This is a genomic window from Bradyrhizobium sp. MI1.7 (genome assembly GCF_055811795.1).
The window spans coordinates 426,738-447,087 of record NZ_JBVVPO010000001.1 but is presented as its reverse complement, the minus strand read 5'-3'; the positions used below and the strand labels follow the sequence as shown (position 1 = coordinate 447,087).

General features: G+C 65.2%; 17 protein-coding genes and 1 pseudogene. 14 read left to right on the top strand and 4 right to left on the bottom strand.

Features of this window, described 5'->3' with window-relative positions:
- Positions 1-256: 256 nt before the first annotated feature.
- On the top strand, positions 257-1,165 hold the full coding sequence (locus AC0L3X_RS02165) for a DUF2189 domain-containing protein (RefSeq protein ID WP_063983984.1): 909 nt from the start codon (positions 257-259) through the stop codon (positions 1,163-1,165).
- Between the two features lie 54 nt (positions 1,166-1,219).
- Here AC0L3X_RS02165 and AC0L3X_RS02160 read toward each other — a convergent pair whose 3' ends face one another.
- Together AC0L3X_RS02160 and AC0L3X_RS02155 are read right to left on the bottom strand one after the other, a co-directional pair.
- Complete coding sequence (locus tag AC0L3X_RS02160) at positions 1,220-2,419, bottom strand: DUF2865 domain-containing protein (protein ID WP_354131169.1); 1,200 nt, start codon at positions 2,417-2,419, stop codon at positions 1,220-1,222.
- A gap of 130 nt (positions 2,420-2,549) precedes the next feature.
- Positions 2,550-2,855, bottom strand: a complete 306-nt coding sequence (locus AC0L3X_RS02155; RefSeq protein WP_063983982.1) for a hypothetical protein — start codon at positions 2,853-2,855, stop codon at positions 2,550-2,552.
- 289 nt (positions 2,856-3,144) lie between these two features.
- Between AC0L3X_RS02155 and cysS the strand changes: the two genes are divergently transcribed.
- From cysS to AC0L3X_RS02135, 4 genes are all read left to right on the top strand, one after another.
- Positions 3,145-4,527 carry a cysteine--tRNA ligase gene (gene cysS, locus AC0L3X_RS02150; protein WP_063983981.1) on the top strand — a complete coding sequence of 461 codons (1,383 nt, stop codon included), beginning with the start codon at positions 3,145-3,147 and terminating at the stop codon, positions 4,525-4,527.
- Positions 4,528-4,642: 115 nt separating this feature from the next.
- Positions 4,643-5,134 carry a GNAT family N-acetyltransferase gene (locus tag AC0L3X_RS02145; RefSeq protein ID WP_063986451.1) on the top strand — a complete coding sequence of 164 codons (492 nt, stop codon included), beginning with the start codon at positions 4,643-4,645 and terminating at the stop codon, positions 5,132-5,134.
- Complete coding sequence (cimA, locus tag AC0L3X_RS02140; RefSeq protein WP_063983980.1) at positions 5,131-6,729, top strand: citramalate synthase; 1,599 nt, start codon at positions 5,131-5,133, stop codon at positions 6,727-6,729. Before AC0L3X_RS02145 ends, cimA begins: the two co-directional genes overlap by 4 nt.
- Before the next feature lie 158 nt (positions 6,730-6,887).
- A complete protein-coding gene (locus AC0L3X_RS02135) occupies positions 6,888-7,265 on the top strand; it encodes a VOC family protein (protein ID WP_063983979.1) in 378 nt (125 codons plus the stop codon).
- Between the two features lie 4 nt (positions 7,266-7,269).
- On the opposite strand, the gene AC0L3X_RS02130 is transcribed toward AC0L3X_RS02135, so the two are convergent.
- Positions 7,270-7,875 carry an LOG family protein gene (locus tag AC0L3X_RS02130; protein ID WP_063983978.1) on the bottom strand — a complete coding sequence of 202 codons (606 nt, stop codon included), beginning with the start codon at positions 7,873-7,875 and terminating at the stop codon, positions 7,270-7,272.
- Positions 7,876-8,076: 201 nt separating this feature from the next.
- On the opposite strand from AC0L3X_RS02130, the gene AC0L3X_RS02125 reads away from it, so the two are divergent.
- The 4 genes and pseudogenes from AC0L3X_RS02125 (at position 8,077) to AC0L3X_RS02110 (ending at position 12,727) form a co-directional block, all read left to right on the top strand.
- Entirely contained in the window at positions 8,077-10,038 is a 1,962-nt protein-coding gene (locus AC0L3X_RS02125; protein ID WP_063983977.1) for an ABCB family ABC transporter ATP-binding protein/permease, read from the top strand.
- A gap of 77 nt (positions 10,039-10,115) precedes the next feature.
- Positions 10,116-10,823: pseudogene (locus AC0L3X_RS02120) on the top strand (phosphatidylserine decarboxylase); the annotation flags it as partial.
- Between the two features lie 80 nt (positions 10,824-10,903).
- Complete coding sequence (locus tag AC0L3X_RS02115; RefSeq protein ID WP_028146689.1) at positions 10,904-11,785, top strand: CDP-alcohol phosphatidyltransferase family protein; 882 nt, start codon at positions 10,904-10,906, stop codon at positions 11,783-11,785.
- A 222-nt stretch (positions 11,786-12,007) separates the two neighbouring features.
- Positions 12,008-12,727: an RraA family protein gene (locus AC0L3X_RS02110; RefSeq protein ID WP_354131170.1), complete on the top strand. Its 720-nt coding sequence runs from the start codon at positions 12,008-12,010 to the stop codon at positions 12,725-12,727.
- Between the two features lie 16 nt (positions 12,728-12,743).
- Here AC0L3X_RS02110 and AC0L3X_RS02105 read toward each other — a convergent pair whose 3' ends face one another.
- The gene (locus tag AC0L3X_RS02105; protein ID WP_063983975.1) at positions 12,744-13,037 is read right to left on the bottom strand and encodes a hypothetical protein; all 294 of its coding nucleotides are present in this window, start codon (positions 13,035-13,037) and stop codon (positions 12,744-12,746) included.
- Between the two features lie 100 nt (positions 13,038-13,137).
- Here AC0L3X_RS02105 and AC0L3X_RS02100 point away from each other — a divergent pair, with 100 nt between their 5' ends.
- The 5 genes from AC0L3X_RS02100 to AC0L3X_RS02080 all read left to right on the top strand — a co-directional run bounded on the left by AC0L3X_RS02100 (position 13,138) and on the right by AC0L3X_RS02080 (position 20,061).
- Positions 13,138-13,962 (top strand): SDR family NAD(P)-dependent oxidoreductase, encoded by an 825-nt coding sequence (locus AC0L3X_RS02100; RefSeq protein WP_063983974.1) that lies wholly within the window; start codon positions 13,138-13,140, stop codon positions 13,960-13,962.
- A gap of 226 nt (positions 13,963-14,188) precedes the next feature.
- On the top strand, positions 14,189-14,962 hold the full coding sequence (locus AC0L3X_RS02095) for a motility protein A (RefSeq protein ID WP_028146686.1): 774 nt from the start codon (positions 14,189-14,191) through the stop codon (positions 14,960-14,962).
- A gap of 24 nt (positions 14,963-14,986) precedes the next feature.
- A complete protein-coding gene (locus tag AC0L3X_RS02090) occupies positions 14,987-15,817 on the top strand; it encodes an OmpA/MotB family protein (protein ID WP_063983973.1) in 831 nt (276 codons plus the stop codon).
- A 276-nt stretch (positions 15,818-16,093) separates the two neighbouring features.
- A complete protein-coding gene (locus tag AC0L3X_RS02085) occupies positions 16,094-17,992 on the top strand; it encodes a potassium transporter Kup (protein WP_063983972.1) in 1,899 nt (632 codons plus the stop codon).
- A gap of 140 nt (positions 17,993-18,132) precedes the next feature.
- Positions 18,133-20,061: a potassium transporter Kup gene (locus tag AC0L3X_RS02080; protein WP_028146684.1), complete on the top strand. Its 1,929-nt coding sequence runs from the start codon at positions 18,133-18,135 to the stop codon at positions 20,059-20,061.
- Positions 20,062-20,350 lie beyond the last annotated feature (289 nt).

The window sequence follows — 20,350 nt, the reverse complement described above, 5'->3', positions numbered from 1 at the left end:
CGCATTCTCGATGTGATGCATCGCACAAAATATGCGACGCACAATTCACCCAGCCGGGAGCGCTGGTCATTCCAGATCGCGCGCGCTAAGCTCGGGGCGCAGGTCGCGACGGGTTTCGTCCGGCTAAGCTCCTTCCTCGTTGAGCCTGGAACTGCCGTACTCGGCTCGATCGCGTCTCCCGCACATAAGGGCGGATACGCGCGGCCGGAAAGCGCGCCGTTTGCCGCCGCGACTTTCAGCAGAGGAGGGTGTGTCCATGGCCACTCTTTATCCCGACAACATCATAAAGCGGCACCTGTTCGGCGAAGCGGCCTCCTACCCCATTCGCAAGATCAGCTTGTCCGACCTGACCGAGGCCCTACGCCTGGGTTGGGAGGATTTCCAGGCGATGCCGAGCCACGCGATCGTCGTGTGCGTGATTTATCCCGTTCTCGGTCTCGTCCTGTTCAGGATGGTTCTCGGCTATTCGGTGCTGCCGCTCCTGTTTCCGCTGGCTGCCGGCTTTGCCTTGATCGGCCCTTTTGCCGCGATCGGTCTCTATGAACTCAGCCGGCGTCGCGAGCGCGGCGAGGAGGTCGATGCATGGGATGCGATCAAGGTGCTGCGCGCACCGTCGTTCGGCGCCATGGTCGAGCTCGGCGTGCTCCTGCTGGTCCTGTTCGGGGCCTGGATCGGTGTCGCGAACGCAATCTATGTCACGATCTTCGGTCACGCGGCGGCCGCAAGCATTCCCGACTTCGCAACGCGGGTGCTGACGACACCGGAAGGCTGGTCACTCGTCATCGTCGGTTGCGGTTGTGGCTTCCTGTTTGCGGTTGTGGCCTTGTGCGTCAGCGTCGTGTCGTTTCCGTTGATGCTCGACCGGCATGCGACTGCGATCGACGCGATCCGCACGTCGCTCCGAGCGGTGGCCGCGAATCCGGTTGCGATGGCCGGATGGGGCCTCATCGTCGCGGCGCTGCTCGTGATCGGCTCGCTGCCGTTCTTCGTCGGTCTCGCTGTCGTCCTGCCGGTGCTCGGTCATGCCACCTGGCACCTCTATCGGCGGGTGGTCGAGCCGAATCCGAATCCACCGGACGAGCCGCCGCCGCCCCCGAAGGGAAAGCGCTACGCAGCGGACTTTCCGGCCAATCTCTTCCCGTGGAGCCGCGAGGGTAAGCAGTAGCAGCGAAACGGCCGCACCTGGCGGCCGCCTTCGCGGGGCATGACGGGTTAGAGCCTACTTCTGCTGCTGCGGCAGGAACGTCGGACCGACCGAGCGGATCGGCTTGTTCTCCGACGACGGGGGTGCCGTGCCGGTCTCCGCAGGCGCTGCCGCAGCCGGTGCGCTGGCCGTCGTCGGCGCGGGCGCCGCGCCCTTCTTGGCAGTCGCAGGCGTGCCCTTGTTGAGCCGCTGCTGCTGCATCTTCTTGGCGCTCTCCTCGGTGACGATGATGTCACCCTGCTGCTCGGCCGCCGCCTTGTCGTCGGCGGATTTCAGCGCGTCGGCCCAGGTCTGGCCTGCGGCCTTGCAGGAGCAGGACGGGTTGAACTCGCTGCGGAATTTGAACGCGGTCGGCAGCGCCGTGTAGGGCTGGCCGCTGGTGGAGACCGCGGAGTTCATGTCCTCGCCGGGATTGCGATGAGTGTAGAGCACGGCTTCCGCGGCCGGGCACAGCGCCTTGCAGGTCTTCTCGTCGTCGGGGAAGCGCGCCGGCACGGTGGCAAACGAGACCGGGAAGTAGGCGCCATCGCAGGTGCGCACGCACACGGTGCGGTAGGTGCCAGATTGCGGTCCGAGATCGGAGGGCGGCACGCCTTGCGGATTGTTGGGGTTGTTGCCGCCGCCGCCGAACAGATTGTTCAGGAAGTTGCCGCCGCCTTGCGATTGCGCGGCGTTGGCATATTGCGGGCCGCAATTGTTCTGCGCCAGCGCCGCCAGCACCGAGCGGCGCTGGTTGTCGCGCTCCGGGCTGAAGCCGCCGGGGCCGCCGCCGCGCAGGCGTTCGAGATTGCCGGTGATCTGGTCCAGATTGGCGCGCATCTGCTGGATCTGGGTGTTAACCGGACCGCATTGCGCCGACTGGCCGTTGAACAGCGAGAAGAAGCCGGAGGAATCGCAGCCCATGCGCTTGGCCTGCATGGTGACCCGGTCGAGCTCGGCCTGCTGCTTGGCCTGGGAATCCTGGTAGCGGCGGATCTGGTCTTCGTGCGCGGGGTCGCCACCGCCGCCGCCACGATCGAGCGCGACGAGCTGGCCTTCCAGCCGCACGCACATCGGATTTGGTCCAAGCCCGTTCTGGCCGGGCTGAGGCGGCGGGCCGGGCGGGCCCGCCTGCGCGAAAGCACCGTTGGCGAGCATGACCGTGCTCAGAAGCACGGTGCAGGCAAGGATGGAGCGGGCACGGGAGAGAGACAAAAATTCAGGCATATCCGCCATTCTAGCGAGGTCACGGCCCGGCGTGATTTTGGGGGCCGACGCGCGCCCTCCAATAGCCGCTTCCTGCGGCATCGTCACGTCGTTTCAGGGGCCGAAAACTGGTCCTAAGGTCCGCCAGCTCCGAGGGAATTCAGCGCTGGCAGGTGATTGCGACATATTCGTCGCAATGGCCATGGGAGCAGTTTGCGCCAGTTTTGGGGACAGAGCCGGTAATTTCGTCGGGATCGACCCGGCGATAGGCCGAGGCCTGGGCAAAATCGCGTGACTGGCAATAGGTGCGCGCGACCTGTGCGCCGCATTTCTCACCCTTGGCGAGGCACTGGTCGACACCGTAGCCGTCCGCCTGGTTGGCGATGATGAAGACGCGGGTCTCGGCGAGCGCGCTGGATGCCGCGATGATGGAGGCACAAGAGACGAGCGCGAGCAGGGATCGCATGGGTGCACCGGGGCTTTAGGGAACCGCCGGGTTCCAAGTAAACTCAAAAGGTTAAGGATGATGAACCATCAAGGCGGGGCGGCCGCGCTTTGCGGAGATAAAACGGCGTTTTCGCGGCTCTCTTGACGCGGGGGCGCCTGATAGCCCATATGTGGCCGCATGTACGGTCTCCTCGCCATTTGTGGCATTTGCCGCGAGATTACGAGCTAGCGATTCGCTGGCTGGAGCCGTCTTTTCTCAAAAACATTGAGAGCCTCGGACGCCCGGCCAACAGCCGACGGGTATCCATATGGAATTGCGCCTTTACGATACGCTGAGCCGGGACAAGCGCACCTTCGTGCCGCTCGATGCGAAGAACGTCCGCATGTATGTCTGCGGACCGACCGTCTACGACTTCGCCCATATCGGCAATGCGCGGCCGGTGATCGTGTTCGACGTGCTGTTTCGGCTGCTGCGCCATCTCTATGGCGAGGCGCACGTGACGTATGTCCGCAACATCACCGACGTCGACGACAAGATCAACGACCGCGCCGCGCGCGATTTTCCGGGGCTCCCGCTCAACGAGGCGATCCGCAAGGTCACCGAGCAGACCGGCAAGCAGTTTCACGCCGACGTCGACGCGCTCGGGGCGCTTCGGCCGAGCGTCGAGCCGCGCGCGACCGAGCATATCGGCGAGATGCGCGAGATCATCGAAAGGCTCATCAAGGGCGGCTTTGCCTATGCTGCCGAGGACCATGTGCTGTTCTCGCCGCAGGCGATGAACGCGGCCAATTCCGGCCTGCCGCGCTATGGCGCGCTGTCCAATCGCTCGCTGGACGAGATGGTCGCCGGCGCCCGCGTCGACGTCGCGCCCTACAAGAAGGGCAATACCGACTTCGTGCTGTGGAAGCCGTCCAAGCCGGGCGAGCCGTCATGGCCGTCGCCGGCCGGGATCGCCGCGCAGGGGCGTCCGGGCTGGCACATCGAGTGCTCGGCCATGGCCTGGAAGCATCTCGGCGAGTATTTCGACATCCATGGCGGCGGTATCGATCTCGTGTTTCCGCATCACGAGAACGAGGTCGCGCAAACCTGCTGCGCCTTCCACCAGGAGCGCATGGCGAACTACTGGATGCACAACGGCTTCCTGCAGGTCGAGAGCGAGAAGATGTCGAAGTCGCTCGGCAACTTCGTCACCATCCACGAGCTCCTCGCCGACTGGCCGGGCGAGGTGCTGCGCTTGAACATGCTGAAGACACATTACCGCTCGCCGATCGACTGGACCCTGAAGTCGCTGGAGGAGAGCGCCAGGACGCTCGACGACTGGTATCGGGTCGCGGCCGACGCCGAGCCCGGCCAGCCGGCCGCGTCCGTGGTCGAGCCGCTGCTCGATGACCTCAACACGCCGCTGGCGATCGCGGCGCTGCACGGCCTGCGTGGCAGCGACGTGAGCGCGCTGGCGGGCTCGTTGCGCCTGCTCGGCATCCTCTCCGAAAGCGCTGCGCAGTGGGAAGGGCGCAAGCAGCAGGCCAGCGGGGTCGATGCCAAGGAAGTCGAACGCCTGATCTCGGAGCGGACGGCCGCCCGTAGCCGCAAGGATTTCAAAGAATCCGACCGCATTCGCGATCTGCTTGCCGCGATGGGCGTTGCGATCAAGGACTCCAAGGACGGGACGACCTGGGAGGTCGCGCGATGAAGCGGCCCGACACGCCTTTCCCGCGGCACTGGCTCTATTACATCGCGCTGAAGATCCTGCTGCTCGCGGCCGCCGTGGCGCTGGCGCTGAAACTCTATGGGATGTGGTGAAGACGATGGGACAGACTTTGCCAAAGCCCGGCTTGCGACCGTTCCTGCCTGATGACGTGCCGGTTCTCGCCGCGATCTTCACGGCAAGCATCGAGGAGCTGACCGGCGAAGACTACAACGAGGCGCAGCAGCAGGCCTGGATGGAGGCGGCGGAAACCGAAGAGTTCGGCAAGCGGCTCGCGGCCGATCTCACGCTGGTCGCCACGCTGGAGGGCTCGCCCGTCGGCTTCGCCTCGCTGCGCGGGGCCGATCACATCCATATGCTCTATGTGCATCCCGCCGTGACCGGTCAGGGCATCGCGACCATGCTGGTGGACGCGCTGGAAAAGCTCGCCGGCGGCCGTGGCGCGACCAGCCTGTCGGTCGATGCCAGCGACACCGCGCAAAACTTCTTCGCCAAGCGCGGCTATGTCGCCATGCAGCGTAACAGCATCACCATCAACGACGAGTGGCTCGCCAACACCACGATGAAGAAGACGCTCGGAGCTGCGCAATGAGCAAGGAGCGTCTCTATCTGTTCGACACCACGCTACGCGACGGGGCGCAGACCAACGGCGTCGATTTCACCCTGACCGACAAGCAGGTCATCGCGGCGATGCTCGACGATCTCGGCATCGACTATGTCGAGGGCGGCTATCCCGGCGCCAATCCGACCGACACCGAGTTCTTCGGCACCAAGCCCAAGCTCAAGCATGCGCGCTTCACCGCCTTCGGCATGACGCGCCGGGCAGGGCGCTCGGTCTCCAACGATCCCGGCGTGGCCGGGCTCCTTGAAGCGAAGGCCGATGCGATCTGCTTCGTGGCGAAGTCCTCGGCCTATCAGGTGCGCGTCGCGCTGGAGACGACGAAGGAAGAAAATCTGGCGTCGATCCGCGACAGCGTCGCGGCGGCGAAGGCCGCGGGGCGCGAGGTCATGCTCGACTGCGAGCACTTCTTCGACGGCTACAAGGAGGATTCAACCTTCGCGCTCGCCTGCGCCAAGGCCGCCTATGAGGCCGGCGCGCGCTGGGTGGTGCTGTGCGACACCAATGGCGGCACCATGCCGAACGAGATCGAAGCCATCGTCACCGAGGTGACGAAGCAAATCCCCGGCGATCATGTCGGCATCCACGCCCATAACGACACCGAGCAGGCCGTGGCCAATTCGCTCGCCGCGGTGCGCGCCGGGGCGCGGCAGATCCAGGGCACCTTGAACGGCCTTGGCGAGCGCTGCGGCAACGCCAATCTGTGCTCGCTGATCCCGACGCTGAAGCTCAAGAAGGAGTTTTCCGACGCCTTCGAGATCGGCGTCACGCCCGAAAAGCTCGCAACTCTCGTCAAGGTCTCGCGCACCCTCGACGACATGCTCAACCGCGTGCCGAACCGGCATGCGGCCTATGTCGGCGAGAGCGCCTTCGTCACCAAGACCGGCATTCATGCTTCCGCCGTGCTGAAGGACCCGCAGACCTACGAGCATGTGCCGCCGGAATTGGTCGGCAATCATCGCAAGGTGCTGGTGTCAGACCAGGCCGGACGCTCCAACGTCATCGCCGAGCTCGACCGGGCCGGCATTGCCTACGAGAAGAGCGATCCCAAGCTGACGCGGCTGGTTGAGGAATTGAAGGAACGTGAGGCTGCCGGCTACGCATATGAATCCGCCAACGCCTCGTTCGATCTGCTGGCGCGCCGGACGCTCGGCAAGGTGCCGCATTATTTCGAGGTCGAGCAGTTCGACGTCAACGTCGAGCAGCGCTACAATTCGCACGGCGAGCGCGTCACCGTCGCGCTTGCAGTGGTCAAGGTCGACGTCGCCGGCGAGCGCTTGATCTCGGCCGCCGAAGGCAACGGCCCCGTCAACGCGCTCGACGTCGCGCTGCGCAAGGACCTCGGCAAGTACCAGAAGTACATCGAGGGCCTGACGCTGATCGACTACCGAGTCCGTATCCTCAACGGCGGCACCGGCGCGGTCACGCGCGTGCTGATCGAGAGCGAGGACGAGAACGGAGATCGCTGGACCACGGTCGGCGTGTCCCCGAACATCATCGACGCCTCGTTCCAGGCACTGATGGACTCGGTGATCTACAAGCTGGTGAAGTCGGGGGCGCCGGCGTAGCTCTTGGCACGGCTGTCATACCCCGCGAAGGCGGGGTATCCAGTACGCCGTGGCTTCTCCGTAACGCCGCGGCGTCTCGGAGTACTGGATCGCCCGCCTTCGCGGGCGATGACAGCGGAGAGTGGGGAGAGGCCGGCAACGACGGATGGGGGTATTATATGATCGATCACATCTCCGTCGGCGTCACCGATCTCGATCGCTCTGCAAAATTCTACGAGACGACGCTCGCGGCCCTCGGGCTCGCGCGCCTCGTCGTGCGGCCGCGGACGGTCGGCTTCGGCAAGGCCTATCCGGAGTTCTGGATCAACTTACGCGAGGGGATGCCGCACGTCCCATCGGAAAGCGGCGTTCACATCTGTCTGCGGGCGAAGACGACGGCCGAGGTCGATGCGTTTCACGCCGCAGCACTGTCCGCCGGCGGCGCGTCCGACGGCGCGCCGGGCATCCGCCCACATGACCGCGTGCGCTATTACGCGGCCTTCGTGACCGATCCCGATGGCAACCGGATCGAGGCGGTGACGTTTCCGGCGGAGTAAGGCGCTAGAGCTTGCGCGCCACTTCCGGGGCGAGCTGCGTTTCAGATTCGGCGATCTGTGCCGCTGCCGCCTTCAGCTTCGGCAGAATATCCTCGACGCGATCGGCCTTGAGGATGTCGACCGAAAGGCCGGCGCGGATGAACTCGGTCTGGCGCATGTGCGACAGCAGCGAAAACAGCGGCTCCCAGAAATTGTCGATGTTGGCGAGCAGCACCGGCTTGGCGTGACGGCCGAGCTGTTTCCAGGTCAGCTGCTCCACCAGCTCTTCGAGCGTGCCAACGCCGCCCGGCAGCGCCACGAAGGCGTCGGAGCGCTCGAACATCAGCCGCTTGCGCTCGTGCATGTCGGGGGTGACGATCATCTCCTGCACGCGGGTCAGCGCGTTCTCGCGCTTCCGGAGGAATTCAGGAATGATGCCGGTGACGGTGCCGCCGTGATCGAGCACGGAGGTCGCGACCGAGCCCATCAGGCCGAGCGAGCCGCCGCCATAGACCAGGCGGACGTTGCTCTCGGCGAGAGCCTTGCCGAACGCCTTGGCGCCTTCGGTGAAGCTGGGATTGGTTCCTGGGCCGGAGCCGCAATAGACGCAGACAGTTTTGATCGTGCTCATTGGTGCCATGATGCATTGCAGCGCAGGGGCGTCAAGCCCAATTGGTGATTCGGATCACCCGGAAATCTACCGGTAAATGGCGACAAACAATCAAAGATTCGCCATCTGGCGGGGTGCGCTGGCATCGGGAAGGCTCTATATGACGGGCGAAAACCGCAAATCGTAACGCTGCCCGCACCCGGCGGGCTTTCAGGCTTCTTGATGGACCAACCTCAATCGTTCGACGGCGCAGACGTTCCCGATCCTCCCGCAGGGGGATCGCTGGAGCGAGCCACGCTGATGGGCACGCTGGCGCATCTGTGGCCCTATATCTGGCCGGGCGACCGTTTCGACCTGAAGATGCGGGTGGTCTGGTCGATGGTGCTGCTGCTCGCCGCCAAGCTGATCACGTTGACCGTGCCGTTCAGCTTCAAATGGGCGACGGATGCGCTGACCGGCGCCAACACCGCACCGGTCGCGGCCGACAACTGGCACCTCTGGGTGATCGCCTCGCCATTGCTGCTGACCGCAAGCTATGGCGTGACGCGCATCCTGATGGCGGTTCTGACGCAATGGCGCGACGGCATCTTCGCCCGCGTCGCCATGCATGCGGTGCGCAAGCTCGCCACCATCACCTTCATCCACATGCACGAGCTGTCGCTGCGCTTTCACCTCGAGCGCAAGACCGGCGGCCTGACGCGCGTGCTCGAGCGCGGCCGCGAGGGTATCGAGGTCATCGTGCGCATGGTGATCCTGCAGCTGATCCCGACCATCGTCGAGGTCACGCTGCTATTGGCGGTGCTGCTGTGGCAGTTCGACTGGCGCTACGTCGTGGCGACGCTGATCACGGTCGCGGTCTACATGTACTACACCTACATCGCGACCGAGTGGCGGATCGGGATCCGCCGCAAGATGAACGATTCCGACACCGAGGCGAACACCAAGGCGATCGACTCGCTGCTCAACTACGAGACCGTGAAATATTTCAGCGCGGAGACGCGCGAGGCGCAGCGTTACGACAAGTCGGTCGCGCGCTACGAGGAGTCGAGCGTTCAGGCCTATACCTCGCTCGCGGTGCTCAACACCGGCCAGGCCGTGATCTTCACGCTCGGGCTGACCGCGACCATGCTGATGTGCGCGATCGGCGTGCGCAACGGCACCAACACGGTCGGCGATTTCGTGCTGGTCAATGCCATGATGATCCAGCTCTACCAGCCGCTGAATTTCATGGGCATGGTCTATCGCGAGATCAAGCAGGCCATCATCGACATCGAGAAGATGTTCAACGTGCTGGGCCGCGAGGCCGAGATCAAGGACATGCCCGACGCGCAGCCGCTGGTGGTCTCGGCCGGCAATCTGCGTTTCGAGGACGTGCGCTTCGCCTATGAGCCGACGCGGCCGATCCTCAAGGGCATCAGCTTCGAGGTGCCGGCCGGCAAGACGGTCGCGATCGTCGGCCCGTCGGGGGCGGGCAAGTCGACCATCTCGCGTCTGTTGTTCCGCCTCTACGACATCTCCGGCGGCAAGATCCTGATCGACGGCCAGGACATCCGCGAGGTCACGCAGGCCAGTTTGCGCGCCTCGATCGGCATGGTGCCGCAGGATACGGTGCTGTTCAACGATACCATCCGCTACAACATCCGCTACGGCCGCTGGGATGCCGATGATGCCGAGGTCGAAGAGGCGGCGCGGCTGGCGCAGATCGATCATTTCATCCGCATGGCGCCGATGGGCTACGAGACCCAGGTCGGCGAGCGCGGCCTGAAGCTCTCGGGCGGCGAGAAGCAGCGCGTCGCCATCGCGCGCACCGTGCTCAAGGCGCCGCCGATCCTGGTGCTGGACGAGGCGACCTCGGCGCTCGACACCCACACTGAGCACGAGATCCAGGGCGCGCTCGACCGCGTGTCGAAGAACCGCACCTCGCTGGTGATCGCGCACCGGCTGTCCACCATCGTCGGCGCCGACGAGATCATCGTGCTGGACCAGGGCCGGATCGCCGAGCGGGGCACCCACGCCAAGCTGCTCGTGCAGGGCGGCCTTTACGCCAGCATGTGGAACAGGCAGCGCGAAGCCGAGGCGGCACGGGAGAAACTGGCCAAGATGGCCGACAGCAGCGAGGCGCCCAACCGGGAGCCGCCGCCGGTCGACGACGCCCTCGCGACATCAGCGGCGGCCGCGGAGTGACCTTGTCTCCGGTCCCAACTCTGGCCTAAACAACTCCACCGCGCGGGGGCGACCCGGCGCCATCAACTTCCAGGCGGCAGATAGCGATGTCCATCCTCGATTCGATCCAGCGTCAGATCCCGCCGATCCACAAGGAGGGCTATCCCTTCATTGGCGGCTTTGCGCTGGCAAGCCTGATCCTGTTCTGGCTGTGGTCGCCGCTCGGGTGGATCGGCACGATCCTGACCGTGTGGTGCGCGCTGTTCTTCCGCGACCCCGTGCGCGTGACGCCGGTGCGCGAGGGGCTCGTGGTGTCGCCGGCCGACGGCCGCGTCTCGATGATCACCATGGCGCTGCCGCCGGCCGAGCTCGGGCTCGGCGACCGGCCGCTGCCGCGCATCTCGGTGTTCATGAGCGTGTTCAACTGCCATGTGAACCGCAGCCCGATCGCGGGCAGGGTGGACCGTATCGCCTACCGGCCGGGCCTGTTCATCAACGCCGAGGTCGACAAGGCGAGCGAGGACAATGAGCGCAACTCGCTCGTGATCACGACGCCGACGGCCAAGATCGGCGTGATCCAGATCGCGGGGCTCGTCGCCAAGCGCATCGTCTGCTTCGTCAGGGAAGGGCAGGCGATCGGGGCGGGCGAGCGGTTTGGCCTGATCCGCTTCGGCTCGCGCCTCGACGTCTACCTGCCCCTGGGTACCAAGGCGCTGGTGTCGGAAGGGCAGACGGCGATCGCCGGAGAGACGATTTTGGCCGATCTTGCCGGGGACGACCCAAGCCGCGCCTACCGCGCCAATTAACCATTGGTAGGTGCATCAGGGCCTTCCGCCGCAATGGCGGAGGGGGACGGGGCTTGCTATATCTCGCCTTGAGGTAATCCATGACCCCCTACGACTTCAAAGATCCCGACGTGCGCCGCCGGCGGTTCCGCCCGATCCCGGTGCGGATGCTGGTGCCCAACGTCATCACGCTGCTGGCGATCTGCGCCGGCCTGACCTCGATCCGGCTGTCGATCGAGGGGCGGATGACGCTTGCGGTCTACGCCATCGTGTTCGCGGCCGCGCTCGACGGCATCGACGGCCGCGTCGCGCGCATGATCAAGGGCCAGTCCAAGTTCGGCGCCGAGCTCGACAGCCTCGCCGACTTCGTCAATTTCGGCGTCGCGCCCGGCTTGATGCTGTACTTCTGGCAGCTGCACGAGCTCGGCAATGCCGGCTGGATCGCCGCCATGGTGTTCGCGATCTCCGGGGGCTTGAGGCTCGCGCGCTTCAACGCCACCATGGACGATCCGAACAAGCCGGCCTTCGCCGCCAATTTCTTCACCGGTGTGCCGGCGCCGGCCGGCGCGATCACCGTGCTGCTGCCGATCTACGTCGCGTTTCTCGATCTCGGCCGGCTGCCCGCGGCGGTGACGGCGGCCTACACGCTCTTGATCGCCTTCCTGATGGTGTCGCGCCTGCCGGTATTCTCCGGCAAGACCAAGCGCATGCGCGTGCCGCCCGAGCTGGTGCTGCCGGCGTTCGTCGCGGTGATCGTGTTCATCGCTATCCTGATCGCCTATCCCTGGCACGTGCTGTCGATCGGCACGGTGCTGTATCTGCTCGGTTTGCCGCTCGGCTACAAATCCTACCGCGACCAGGCGCGCGCGATGGCGGCCACCGCGCCGTCCGGAGGCGAGGTCCCGTCGCCGCCTTCGGCGCCGACGCTGGCCAATTTGTCGGAGCCGCCGCTCGACGATGACCGGCCCGGACGGCTGCACTAAAGCGCGATGAGATTTGGCTGAATCGTCATCGCGCTTTAGGTCGTTGTTTGAGCATGATCTTTTCGGAAAACCGCTGCGCACTTTTCCGGATCATGCACTGAGCGGTTTTCGCGGATATCTGCCATGAAGGCGGCCGAGTTGGGTTGACGCCCGATCTCGGCTATATCGCCCTGTGCCGGCGGCACCGCGCCAACAGCGGCCGCCAATCTGGGAGAGAACGCCGTGACTGATACCGCGACCGGGCCGCTGCCCGCTGCCGTCCTCGAAGCGCTGGGCCGCTATGACACCCCGACGATCTGCAATGCCATGGAGATCGTGGCGCCGGAGCGCCGGTTGATCGGCTACACCACCAAGCAACTGGTCTGCCCATTTCCCGACCTGCCGCCGATCGTCGGCTATGCCCGCACGGTTGCGATCCGCTCGGTGCTGAAGTCCTCGCTGCCGGCCGAAGAGCAGTCCAAGCGGCGCATCGAATATTACGAATATGTTGGCACCGGCCACGGTCCGCGCATCTCGGTGATCCAGGACATCGACGGTCCCGACGTCGGCTACGGTGCGTTCTGGGGCGAGGTGCAGAGCAACGTGCACAAGGCGCTCGGCTGCCTCGGCGTCATCACCGACGGCTCGATCCGCGACATCCCGCAATGGGCCCCGGGCTTCCAGGCGCTGGCCGGCTCGATCGGCCCGTCGCATGCCTGGGTGCATGCGGAAAGTTTTGGTGGCGAGGTGCGCGTCGCCGGCTTCACCGTGAAGTCCGACGATCTGATCCATGCTGACCAGCACGGCGCCATCGTGATCCCGCTCGACATCGCCGCAAAGCTGCCCGAGGCCGCCGAACTCTGCGGCCGCCGCGAGACGCCGATCCTGGAGATCGCGCGCAGCCCCGACTTCTCGCTGGAGAAGCTGAAGGCCGCGCTGAAGCGCTCGACGGAGATTCACTAACGGGCGACCGAACGACTTAGGGCCGCGTTGCCGGCCGTGGGCCGCCCTGTTCCGTCAGAAACAGGGCGGCCTGATCCGGCTCGCCGAAGACTGCGGCGGCGCATCCGATCAGGGTGAAGCCGCCGGCGAGATCCCAGAGGGTGATGTCGTCGCCACCATCAGGGACGTGAATCAAGCGCGCTGCGATCACGGCAAAGCCGGCCTCGACAAACAGCAAGACGCTGAACGCCGGCAGGACGAGCCCTGGCTCGAGCAGGTGGAGCGCCAGTACCGCGGGCAGCGCGGTGAGAAGACCGAACAGCGTCAACATGGCAAAACGGCTCCTGCGATGGAGCATGCCGCCCGGCGATACAATACTGCATGATCTCTCGTCGCGGATGTGGCGCAGGGCCGCAGTCGGAGGACGCACAATGAAGATGACTGGCAAAACCGTCCTGATCACCGGTTCGACGGACGGCGTCGGCCGCTACGTCGCGCGTCGGCTGGCCGAAGCAGGTGCGAGGGTCCTGCTCCACGGCCGCGATGCCGTGCGCGCGAAGGCGCTGATCGACCAGATCGTGCAGGCCGGCCACGCTGCGCCGACATTCTACCAGGCCGACTTGTCGTCGATGTCAGGCACGCGAGAGCTCGCTGCGGCCGTTCTCCGCGATCACCAGCGTCTCGATGTGTTCGTCAGCAACGCCGGCATCGGCTCGCAGAACGACGGACCGCAACGGCAGGAGAGTCCGGACGGCTACGAACTGCGCTTTGCCGTGAATTACCTCTCGGGCTTCCTGCTTGCGCACTTGCTGCTGCCGCTGTTGACGTCCGCAGCACCTTCGCGCGTCGTCAATGTTGCCTCCCTCGGTCAGCATCCGATCGATTTCGACGACGTCATGATCAGCAGGGGCTACAGCGGCTCGCGCGCCTACGCGCAGAGCAAGCTCGCGCAGATCATGTTCACCATCGATTTCGCGGAGGAATTGAAGCGCATGGGCATCACCGTCAACGCGCTGCATCCGGCCACCTACATGAACACCACGATGGTGCGCGCCGGCGGCATCACGCCGATCTCGACCGTGGAGCAGGGCGGTGCGGCGATCCTGCACCTCGTCGAAGGCGACGATGTCGCCGGCAAGAGCGGGATGTTCTTCAACGGCATGAACGAGACGCGCGCCAATCCGCAGGCCTACGATGCCGGCGCGCGCAGGCGCCTGCGGGCACTCAGCCTCGAGCTGACCGGGCTTTCGTCCTGAGCTGCCGTCCTGGCGCCCCGCGATCATGGTTAGCGAAGTGTTGAGATTCCCGTCGGTCGCGGGCAAAGCCGGCGTCCTGTCAGCGCGCTGCGCCGGTCTGGCGCCCCGGCTCAACTTAACCTTTACGCGGCTTTAAGGGGGGCACTCTAGGGTTTCCGATGCGGTTCGGGGTTGGGCCGCGCCAGCGGCCAGGACGGCCGTTGTTGCGTTCGCGTTGGAGTGTCCCATGGATATCATGACGAGCGTCGGGCTCATTGCGGGCATCATCGTCATTACGGCGATGATCTTCATGGGCGGCGACCTCCACATGTTCATCTCCGAACATGCCATGATCATCATCTTCGGCGGCTCGGTCTCGGCCACCATGATCCGCTTTCCGCTCAGCGCGCTCCTGCACGGCCTTCCGCTCGGCGCCAAGTTCGCTTTCACCATGAGCCGCCTGTCGGCGCACGACCTCGTCGACGAGCTCGCCCGCATCGCCGAGATCGCCCGCAAGCAGGGCCCGGTCGGCCTCGAAAAGGTCGAGACCGACGAGCCGTTCCTGGCCAAGGGGATCCGCTACGTCGCCGACGGCTACGACCTCGACTTCATCCGCGACAATCTCGAGCGCGACCGCGACAACTTCCTCATGCACCTCGACGAAGGCAGCAAGATCTACCGCGCCATCGGCGACTGCGCTCCGGCCTTCGGCATGATCGGCACCCTGATCGGCATGGTGCAGATGTTCGCCAACATGACCGATCCCTCCAAGCTCGGCCCGTTCATGGCGACCGCGCTGCTCGCAACCCTGTACGGTGCGCTCGTCGCGAACCTGTTCTGTCTGCCGATCGCCGACAAGCTGCACGGCAAGCTGCTCGACGAGGAAACCAACCGCACGCTGATCATCGACGGCATCCTGATGATCCGTGACTCCAAGAGCCCGACGCTCGTGCGCGAAATGCTGCTGGCTTATTTGCCGGAGAAGCATCGTCACGCCGAGGGCGAGCCGGTGCCGGCGTAAAGCCGCCGCCCGGGATCTCGAGAGATGGCCAAGAAGAAGCGCGGCGATGCTCACGGTGGCGGTCACGGCTGGTTCGTGACCTTCGCCGACCTGATGGGCCTGATGATGAGCTTCTTCGTGATGCTCGTCGCGTTCTCGACGCAGGACGCCAACAAGCTGAAGATCGTTGCCGGCTCCATGCGCGACGCATTCGGCGTGCAGAGCGAGGCGCGCTACGCCGGTATCGTCGAGTCCGACGGCCTGCCGACCCGCCCGCGGCTGAAGAACGTCGACCACATCCAGCCCGAGGACGCCTCCAACACGCCGACGCCGGATCAGGAGGACCGCGACCGCACGTCGGGCGCGAAGATCAAGGTCGACCGCAATTTCGCGCTCGCCGCCGCCTCGCTGCGCCAGGCGCTGCAGGACATGCCGGAACTGACCGAGATGTCCAAGCACATCATGTTCGAGGAGACCAAGCAGGGCCTCAACCTGGAGATCGTCGATCAGGATGGCCGCTCGATGTTCGCCGACGGCTCCAAGGTGCCGTATGACCGCACCCGCCGCCTGATCGAGAAGCTCGCGATCCCGCTGAAGGCCACGCCGCTCCGTGTCTCCATCGCCGGCCACACCGCGGCCGGATTCGTGCCGACCCGCAGCGACTATGGCGCCTTCGACCTGTCGGCCGATCGCGCCAATGCCGTGCGTCAGATCCTCGAACGCGAGGGCCTGCCGCCGTCCCACGTCTTCGCCGTCGCCGGCAAGGCCGACACCCAGCCGTTGTTTCCGGACGATCCTTCGCTCGCGGCCAACCGGCGGGTGACGATCACGCTGATGCGCGAGGATCCGCCGCTGCCGCCGAATTTGAAGCCGTAGAGCGTTTCGCGCGAAGCGGCCGCCGGTTTCGCGTGAAGAAAACCCGTCAAACCCAGAATCTCGAGCCCCGTCGTTCCGCTTCCCTAGGAGCGGACGGCTCTAGACACTTGCGCTACCATCTTACCTGAGGCATGTCGTCGCGCTAATAACGATCGTTGCTGCGCCGTCACAGCATCCGCCCCGGCGGCTGCTATGGTGGTGTGCCGATTGACAGGCGCGCCGGAACGGTCAAAAGGCGCCGGATCAATTCTCGGGAAGAAGCGTTTCTCATCTCACATGACGGCGAGCATCACATCGACCGACGCTCAGGACGGGCCGGTCACCTCGGGTTTCTGGGGCCTGACGCTCGGAAGCATCGGTGTTGTCTTCGGCGATATCGGCACCTCGCCGCTGTACGCATTCCACGAGGCGGTCAGGGGCGCGGCCCATGGCGAGCCGGTCTCGCGGGTCATGGTCCTCGGCGTGCTCTCGCTGATTCTCTGGGCGCTCTTTATCGTCGTCACCGCCAAATACGTCCTGCTGCTGCTGCGCGCCGACAATAACGGGGAGGGCGGCACGCTCTCGCTGATGGCACTCGGCCAGCGCGCGCTCGGGCGGCGAAGCTGGTTTCTGATGGCGCTCGGCGTGGTCGGCGCCTCCATGTTCATCGGCGATTCCATGATCACGCCGGCCATCTCGGTGCTGTCGGCGGTCGAGGGTCTGAAGCTCGTGACCCCCGCCTTCGACCACTATGTCGTACCGCTCACCGTCATCATCCTGGTGTTGCTGTTCGCGGTCCAGAGCAAGGGGACCGCGCTGGTGGCCTCGGCCTTCGGGCCGGTGATGGTGGTCTGGTTCACGGTTCTTGCGGTGATGGGCGCCGTGCACATCGCCGACGATCCGTCGGTGCTGGCGGCCATCAATCCCTATTACGCGCTGCAATTCCTGCTGTCGCACGGCACGATCGGCCTGGTCACGCTGGGCGCCGTGTTCCTGGCGGTGACGGGCGGCGAGGCGCTCTACGCCGATCTCGGCCATTTCGGCCGCAAGCCGATCCAGTCGGCCTGGATGTTCTTCGTGCTGCCCGCGCTCCTGATCAACTATTTCGGGCAGGGCGCGCTGGTGCTGTCCGATCCCAGCGCGATCGAGCACTCGTTCTATCGCATGGTGCCCGAGAGTCTGGTGCTGCCGCTGGTTGGACTTGCGACCGCGGCGACCGTGATCGCGAGCCAAGCCGTGATCACCGGCGCCTATTCGCTGGTCTATCAGGCGGTGCAGCTTGGCCTCCTGCCGCGCTTCGAGGTGCGCTACACCTCCGAGACCCATGCTGGCCAGATCTATCTGCCGCGTGTGAACCGGCTGCTGCTGATCGGCGTGATGCTGCTGGTGCTGTTGTTCCACACCCCCAGCAATCTGGCTTCGGCCTACGGCATCGCGGTCTCCACCACCATGGTCGCCGACGGCGTCATGGGCTTCGTCGTGATCTGGAAACTGTGGAACTGGCGCGCCGCGACGGCTGCGGCGGTGATCGTGCCCTTCGTCGTCGTCGACATCAGCTTCTTCAGTGCCAATCTGCTCAAGCTGCTCGAGGGCGCCTGGGTGCCGCTGCTGTTCGGCGCGGTCATGGCCGGGACCATCTGGACCTGGCGCAAAGGGACTGGGATCCTGCTCCAGAAGACGCGCCGGATCGAGGTGCCGCTCGACGACCTGATCCGCAGCCTCGAGAAGCGCCCGCCGCACATCGTCAAGGGCACCGCGGTGTTCCTGACCAGCGATCCCGCCTTCGTGCCGACCGCGCTGCTGCACAATCTCAAGCACAACAAGGTGCTGCACGAGCACAACGTGGTCCTGACCATCGAGACCGCGCACACGCCGCGGGTCGAGCTGTCCGAGCGGTTCCGCATGGAGAAGATCAGCGACAAGTTCTCCAAGGTCAGACTGCGCTTCGGCTACATGGAGCAGCCGAACGTCCCGAAAGCGCTGGCGATCGCCCGCAAGCAGGGCTGGCAGTTCGACATCATGTCGACGTCGTTCTTCGTGTCGCGAAGGTCGCTCAAGGCCTCGGCGCAGTCGGGCATGCCGCTGTGGCAGGACCACCTCTTCATCGCGCTGAGCCGGTCCGCCAACGACGCCACCGACTATTTCCAGATTCCGACCGGACGGGTGGTTGAAGTCGGCACCCAAGTCACCATCTGAACGCAATTGGTCAAGTCATGCAAATTTCGCATGGCAAGGGCCCAAAATCGGGCTAGGCTATGCCGGCAGCGCAGGACTATAAGCCGCGCGCTCTTCCGCCGTTGTGCAGTGAAGCATTCTAGAGGCCACTGGGCTCTCCCATGACAAGTGACGTAGCGATTTCCGCCCCGGAAACGGCGGCGGCCAATGGGCATGGCGAAGCCCACACCACCGCCCGTTTCGGTGCGCTGACGCTCGGCAGCATCGGCGTCGTCTACGGCGATATCGGCACCAGCCCGCTCTACGCGTTCCGCGAGGCGGTGATGGCCGCCTCGGGCGCGGAGGGGGTGCCGACGCCGGCGGCCGTGCTCGGCGTGCTCTCGCTGATCCTGTGGGCGCTCATCGTCGTGGTGACGCTCAAATACGTCGTGATCCTGCTCCGCGCCGACAACAATGGCGAGGGCGGCACGCTGGCGCTGATGGCGCTGGCCCAGCGCGCGGTCGGCACCGGCGGGGCGACCATCGTCCTGCTCGGCATCATTTCCGGCGCCCTGTTCTACGGCGACGCCGTGATCACGCCGGCGCTTTCGGTGCTGTCGGCCATCGAAGGCATGAAGGACGTCACCCTGCACTTCGAGCCCTACATCGTTCCGTTGACCGTGATCATCCTGGTCGGCCTGTTCGCCGTGCAGTCGCGTGGCACCGCCCGCGTCGCCGCGTTCTTCGGTCCCGTGATGTGCGTCTGGTTCGCGGTGATCGCGATCGCGGCAATCCACCCGATCATCGAGCAGCCGCAGGTGCTGTTCGCGCTGAACCCGCTCTACGCCGTGTCCTTCATGTTCCACCACGGCATCATTGGTTTCGTGACGCTGGGCGCCGTGTTCCTGGCGGTCACCGGTGCGGAGGCGCTCTATGCCGACCTCGGCCATTTCGGCAAGCGGCCGATCCAGACCGCCTGGCTGTTCATCGTGCTGCCGTCGCTGGCGCTGAACTATCTGGGGCAGGGCGCTCTCGTCCTCGGCGATCCCGGCGCGATCGTGAGCCCGTTCTTCCAGCTGTTCCCGCAAGGCTTTTTCCGTGGTTGCATGGTCGTTCTCGCCACCGCCGCGACGGTGATCGCGAGCCAGGCCGTCATCACCGGCGCCTATTCGCTGACGCGCCAGGCGATTCAGCTCGGGTTGCTGCCGCGCTTCGAGATTCGCCATACCTCTGAAGCCCATTCGGGCCAGATCTTCATCCCGCGCATCAACCAGCTTCTGCTGGTCGCGGTGGTGCTGCTGGTGCTGCTGTTCCGTTCCTCCAGCGCGCTGGCATCGGCCTATGGCATCTCCGTTACCGGGACCATGGTGGTCACGGCGATGATGGGATTCGTCGTGATCTGGAAGGTCTGGAAGTGGTCGCCGTTCGCTGCCGCCGCCCTGATCGTGCCGTTCCTGTTCCTCGATCTGACCTTCCTCGCCGCCAACCTGCTCAAGGTGTTCGAGGGCGGCTGGGTGCCGCTCGCGCTCGGCGCGCTCATGATCATCCTGATGTACACGTGGCGGCGCGGCAGCAGGCTGCTGTTCGAGAAGTCGCGCAAGCTCGAATTCCCGCTCGCCGACCTCGTGGCGATGCTGGAGAAGCGGCCGCCGCAGCGCGTGCCCGGCACCGCGGTGTTCCTGACCTCAGACCCGCTCAGCGCCCCGACCGCGCTGATGCATAGTCTGAAACACTATAAAGTGCTGCATGAGAAGAACGTCATTCTCACCATCGAGACCGCGCAGACACCGCGGATCGATCCGGCCGAGCGCGTGAGGCTGGAGCAGATCTCACCGACCTTCTCCAAGGTGACGCTGAAGTTCGGCTTCATGGAATCGCCCAATGTGCCGAAGGCGCTGGCGATCGCCCGCAAGCTCGGCTGGCAGTTCGACATCATGTCGACCTCGTTCTTCCTGTCGCGCAGGGCGCTCAAGCCCGCCGCCCATTCCGGCATGCCGCGCTGGCAGGACCGGCTGTTCATCTCGCTCAGCCGCTCCGCCAACGACGCCACCGACTATTTCCAGATCCCCTCCGGCCGCGTGGTCGAGGTCGGTACCCAGGTCACGATCTAGCCCCACCGCCGTCGTCGGCCGGCTTGACCGGGCGACCCAGTACTCCGAGACAGTTGTGGTTGAATTGATAGGCCGCGGCGTACTGGATTCCCCGCCTTCGCGGGGAATGACACCGAGCGCGTGGTGGGATGCGAAGCAGGAGTTTCAGGCATCCTGAAAGCCGCACTTCAAGTCGCTGCGATTTAGCTTTAACTTGCGGCATGCAGCTCAAGCCTTTGTAGCGCTTGATTTTCGGCTGCCGAGAGGCGAGGTTGCCGCCCGCCGGGATCGCCCCGGCAGGCGGCTCGTG

Bases quoted from the DNA above. Each gene is read 5' to 3' on its own strand.
- AC0L3X_RS02165 (WP_063983984.1), top strand. From the start codon at position 257: ATGGCCACTCTTTATCCCGACAACATCATAAAGCGGCACCTGTTCGGC.
- AC0L3X_RS02160 (WP_354131169.1), bottom strand. From the start codon at position 2,419: ATGGCGGATATGCCTGAATTTTTGTCTCTCTCCCGTGCCCGCTCCATC.
- AC0L3X_RS02155 (WP_063983982.1), bottom strand. From the start codon at position 2,855: ATGCGATCCCTGCTCGCGCTCGTCTCTTGTGCCTCCATCATCGCGGCA.
- cysS (WP_063983981.1), top strand. From the start codon at position 3,145: ATGGAATTGCGCCTTTACGATACGCTGAGCCGGGACAAGCGCACCTTC.
- AC0L3X_RS02145 (WP_063986451.1), top strand. From the start codon at position 4,643: ATGGGACAGACTTTGCCAAAGCCCGGCTTGCGACCGTTCCTGCCTGAT.
- cimA (WP_063983980.1), top strand. From the start codon at position 5,131: ATGAGCAAGGAGCGTCTCTATCTGTTCGACACCACGCTACGCGACGGG.
- AC0L3X_RS02135 (WP_063983979.1), top strand. From the start codon at position 6,888: ATGATCGATCACATCTCCGTCGGCGTCACCGATCTCGATCGCTCTGCA.
- AC0L3X_RS02130 (WP_063983978.1), bottom strand. From the start codon at position 7,875: ATGAGCACGATCAAAACTGTCTGCGTCTATTGCGGCTCCGGCCCAGGA.
- AC0L3X_RS02125 (WP_063983977.1), top strand. From the start codon at position 8,077: ATGGACCAACCTCAATCGTTCGACGGCGCAGACGTTCCCGATCCTCCC.
- AC0L3X_RS02115 (WP_028146689.1), top strand. From the start codon at position 10,904: ATGACCCCCTACGACTTCAAAGATCCCGACGTGCGCCGCCGGCGGTTC.
- AC0L3X_RS02105 (WP_063983975.1), bottom strand. From the start codon at position 13,037: ATGTTGACGCTGTTCGGTCTTCTCACCGCGCTGCCCGCGGTACTGGCG.
- AC0L3X_RS02100 (WP_063983974.1), top strand. From the start codon at position 13,138: ATGAAGATGACTGGCAAAACCGTCCTGATCACCGGTTCGACGGACGGC.
- AC0L3X_RS02095 (WP_028146686.1), top strand. From the start codon at position 14,189: ATGGATATCATGACGAGCGTCGGGCTCATTGCGGGCATCATCGTCATT.
- AC0L3X_RS02090 (WP_063983973.1), top strand. From the start codon at position 14,987: ATGGCCAAGAAGAAGCGCGGCGATGCTCACGGTGGCGGTCACGGCTGG.
- AC0L3X_RS02085 (WP_063983972.1), top strand. From the start codon at position 16,094: ATGACGGCGAGCATCACATCGACCGACGCTCAGGACGGGCCGGTCACC.
- AC0L3X_RS02080 (WP_028146684.1), top strand. From the start codon at position 18,133: ATGACAAGTGACGTAGCGATTTCCGCCCCGGAAACGGCGGCGGCCAAT.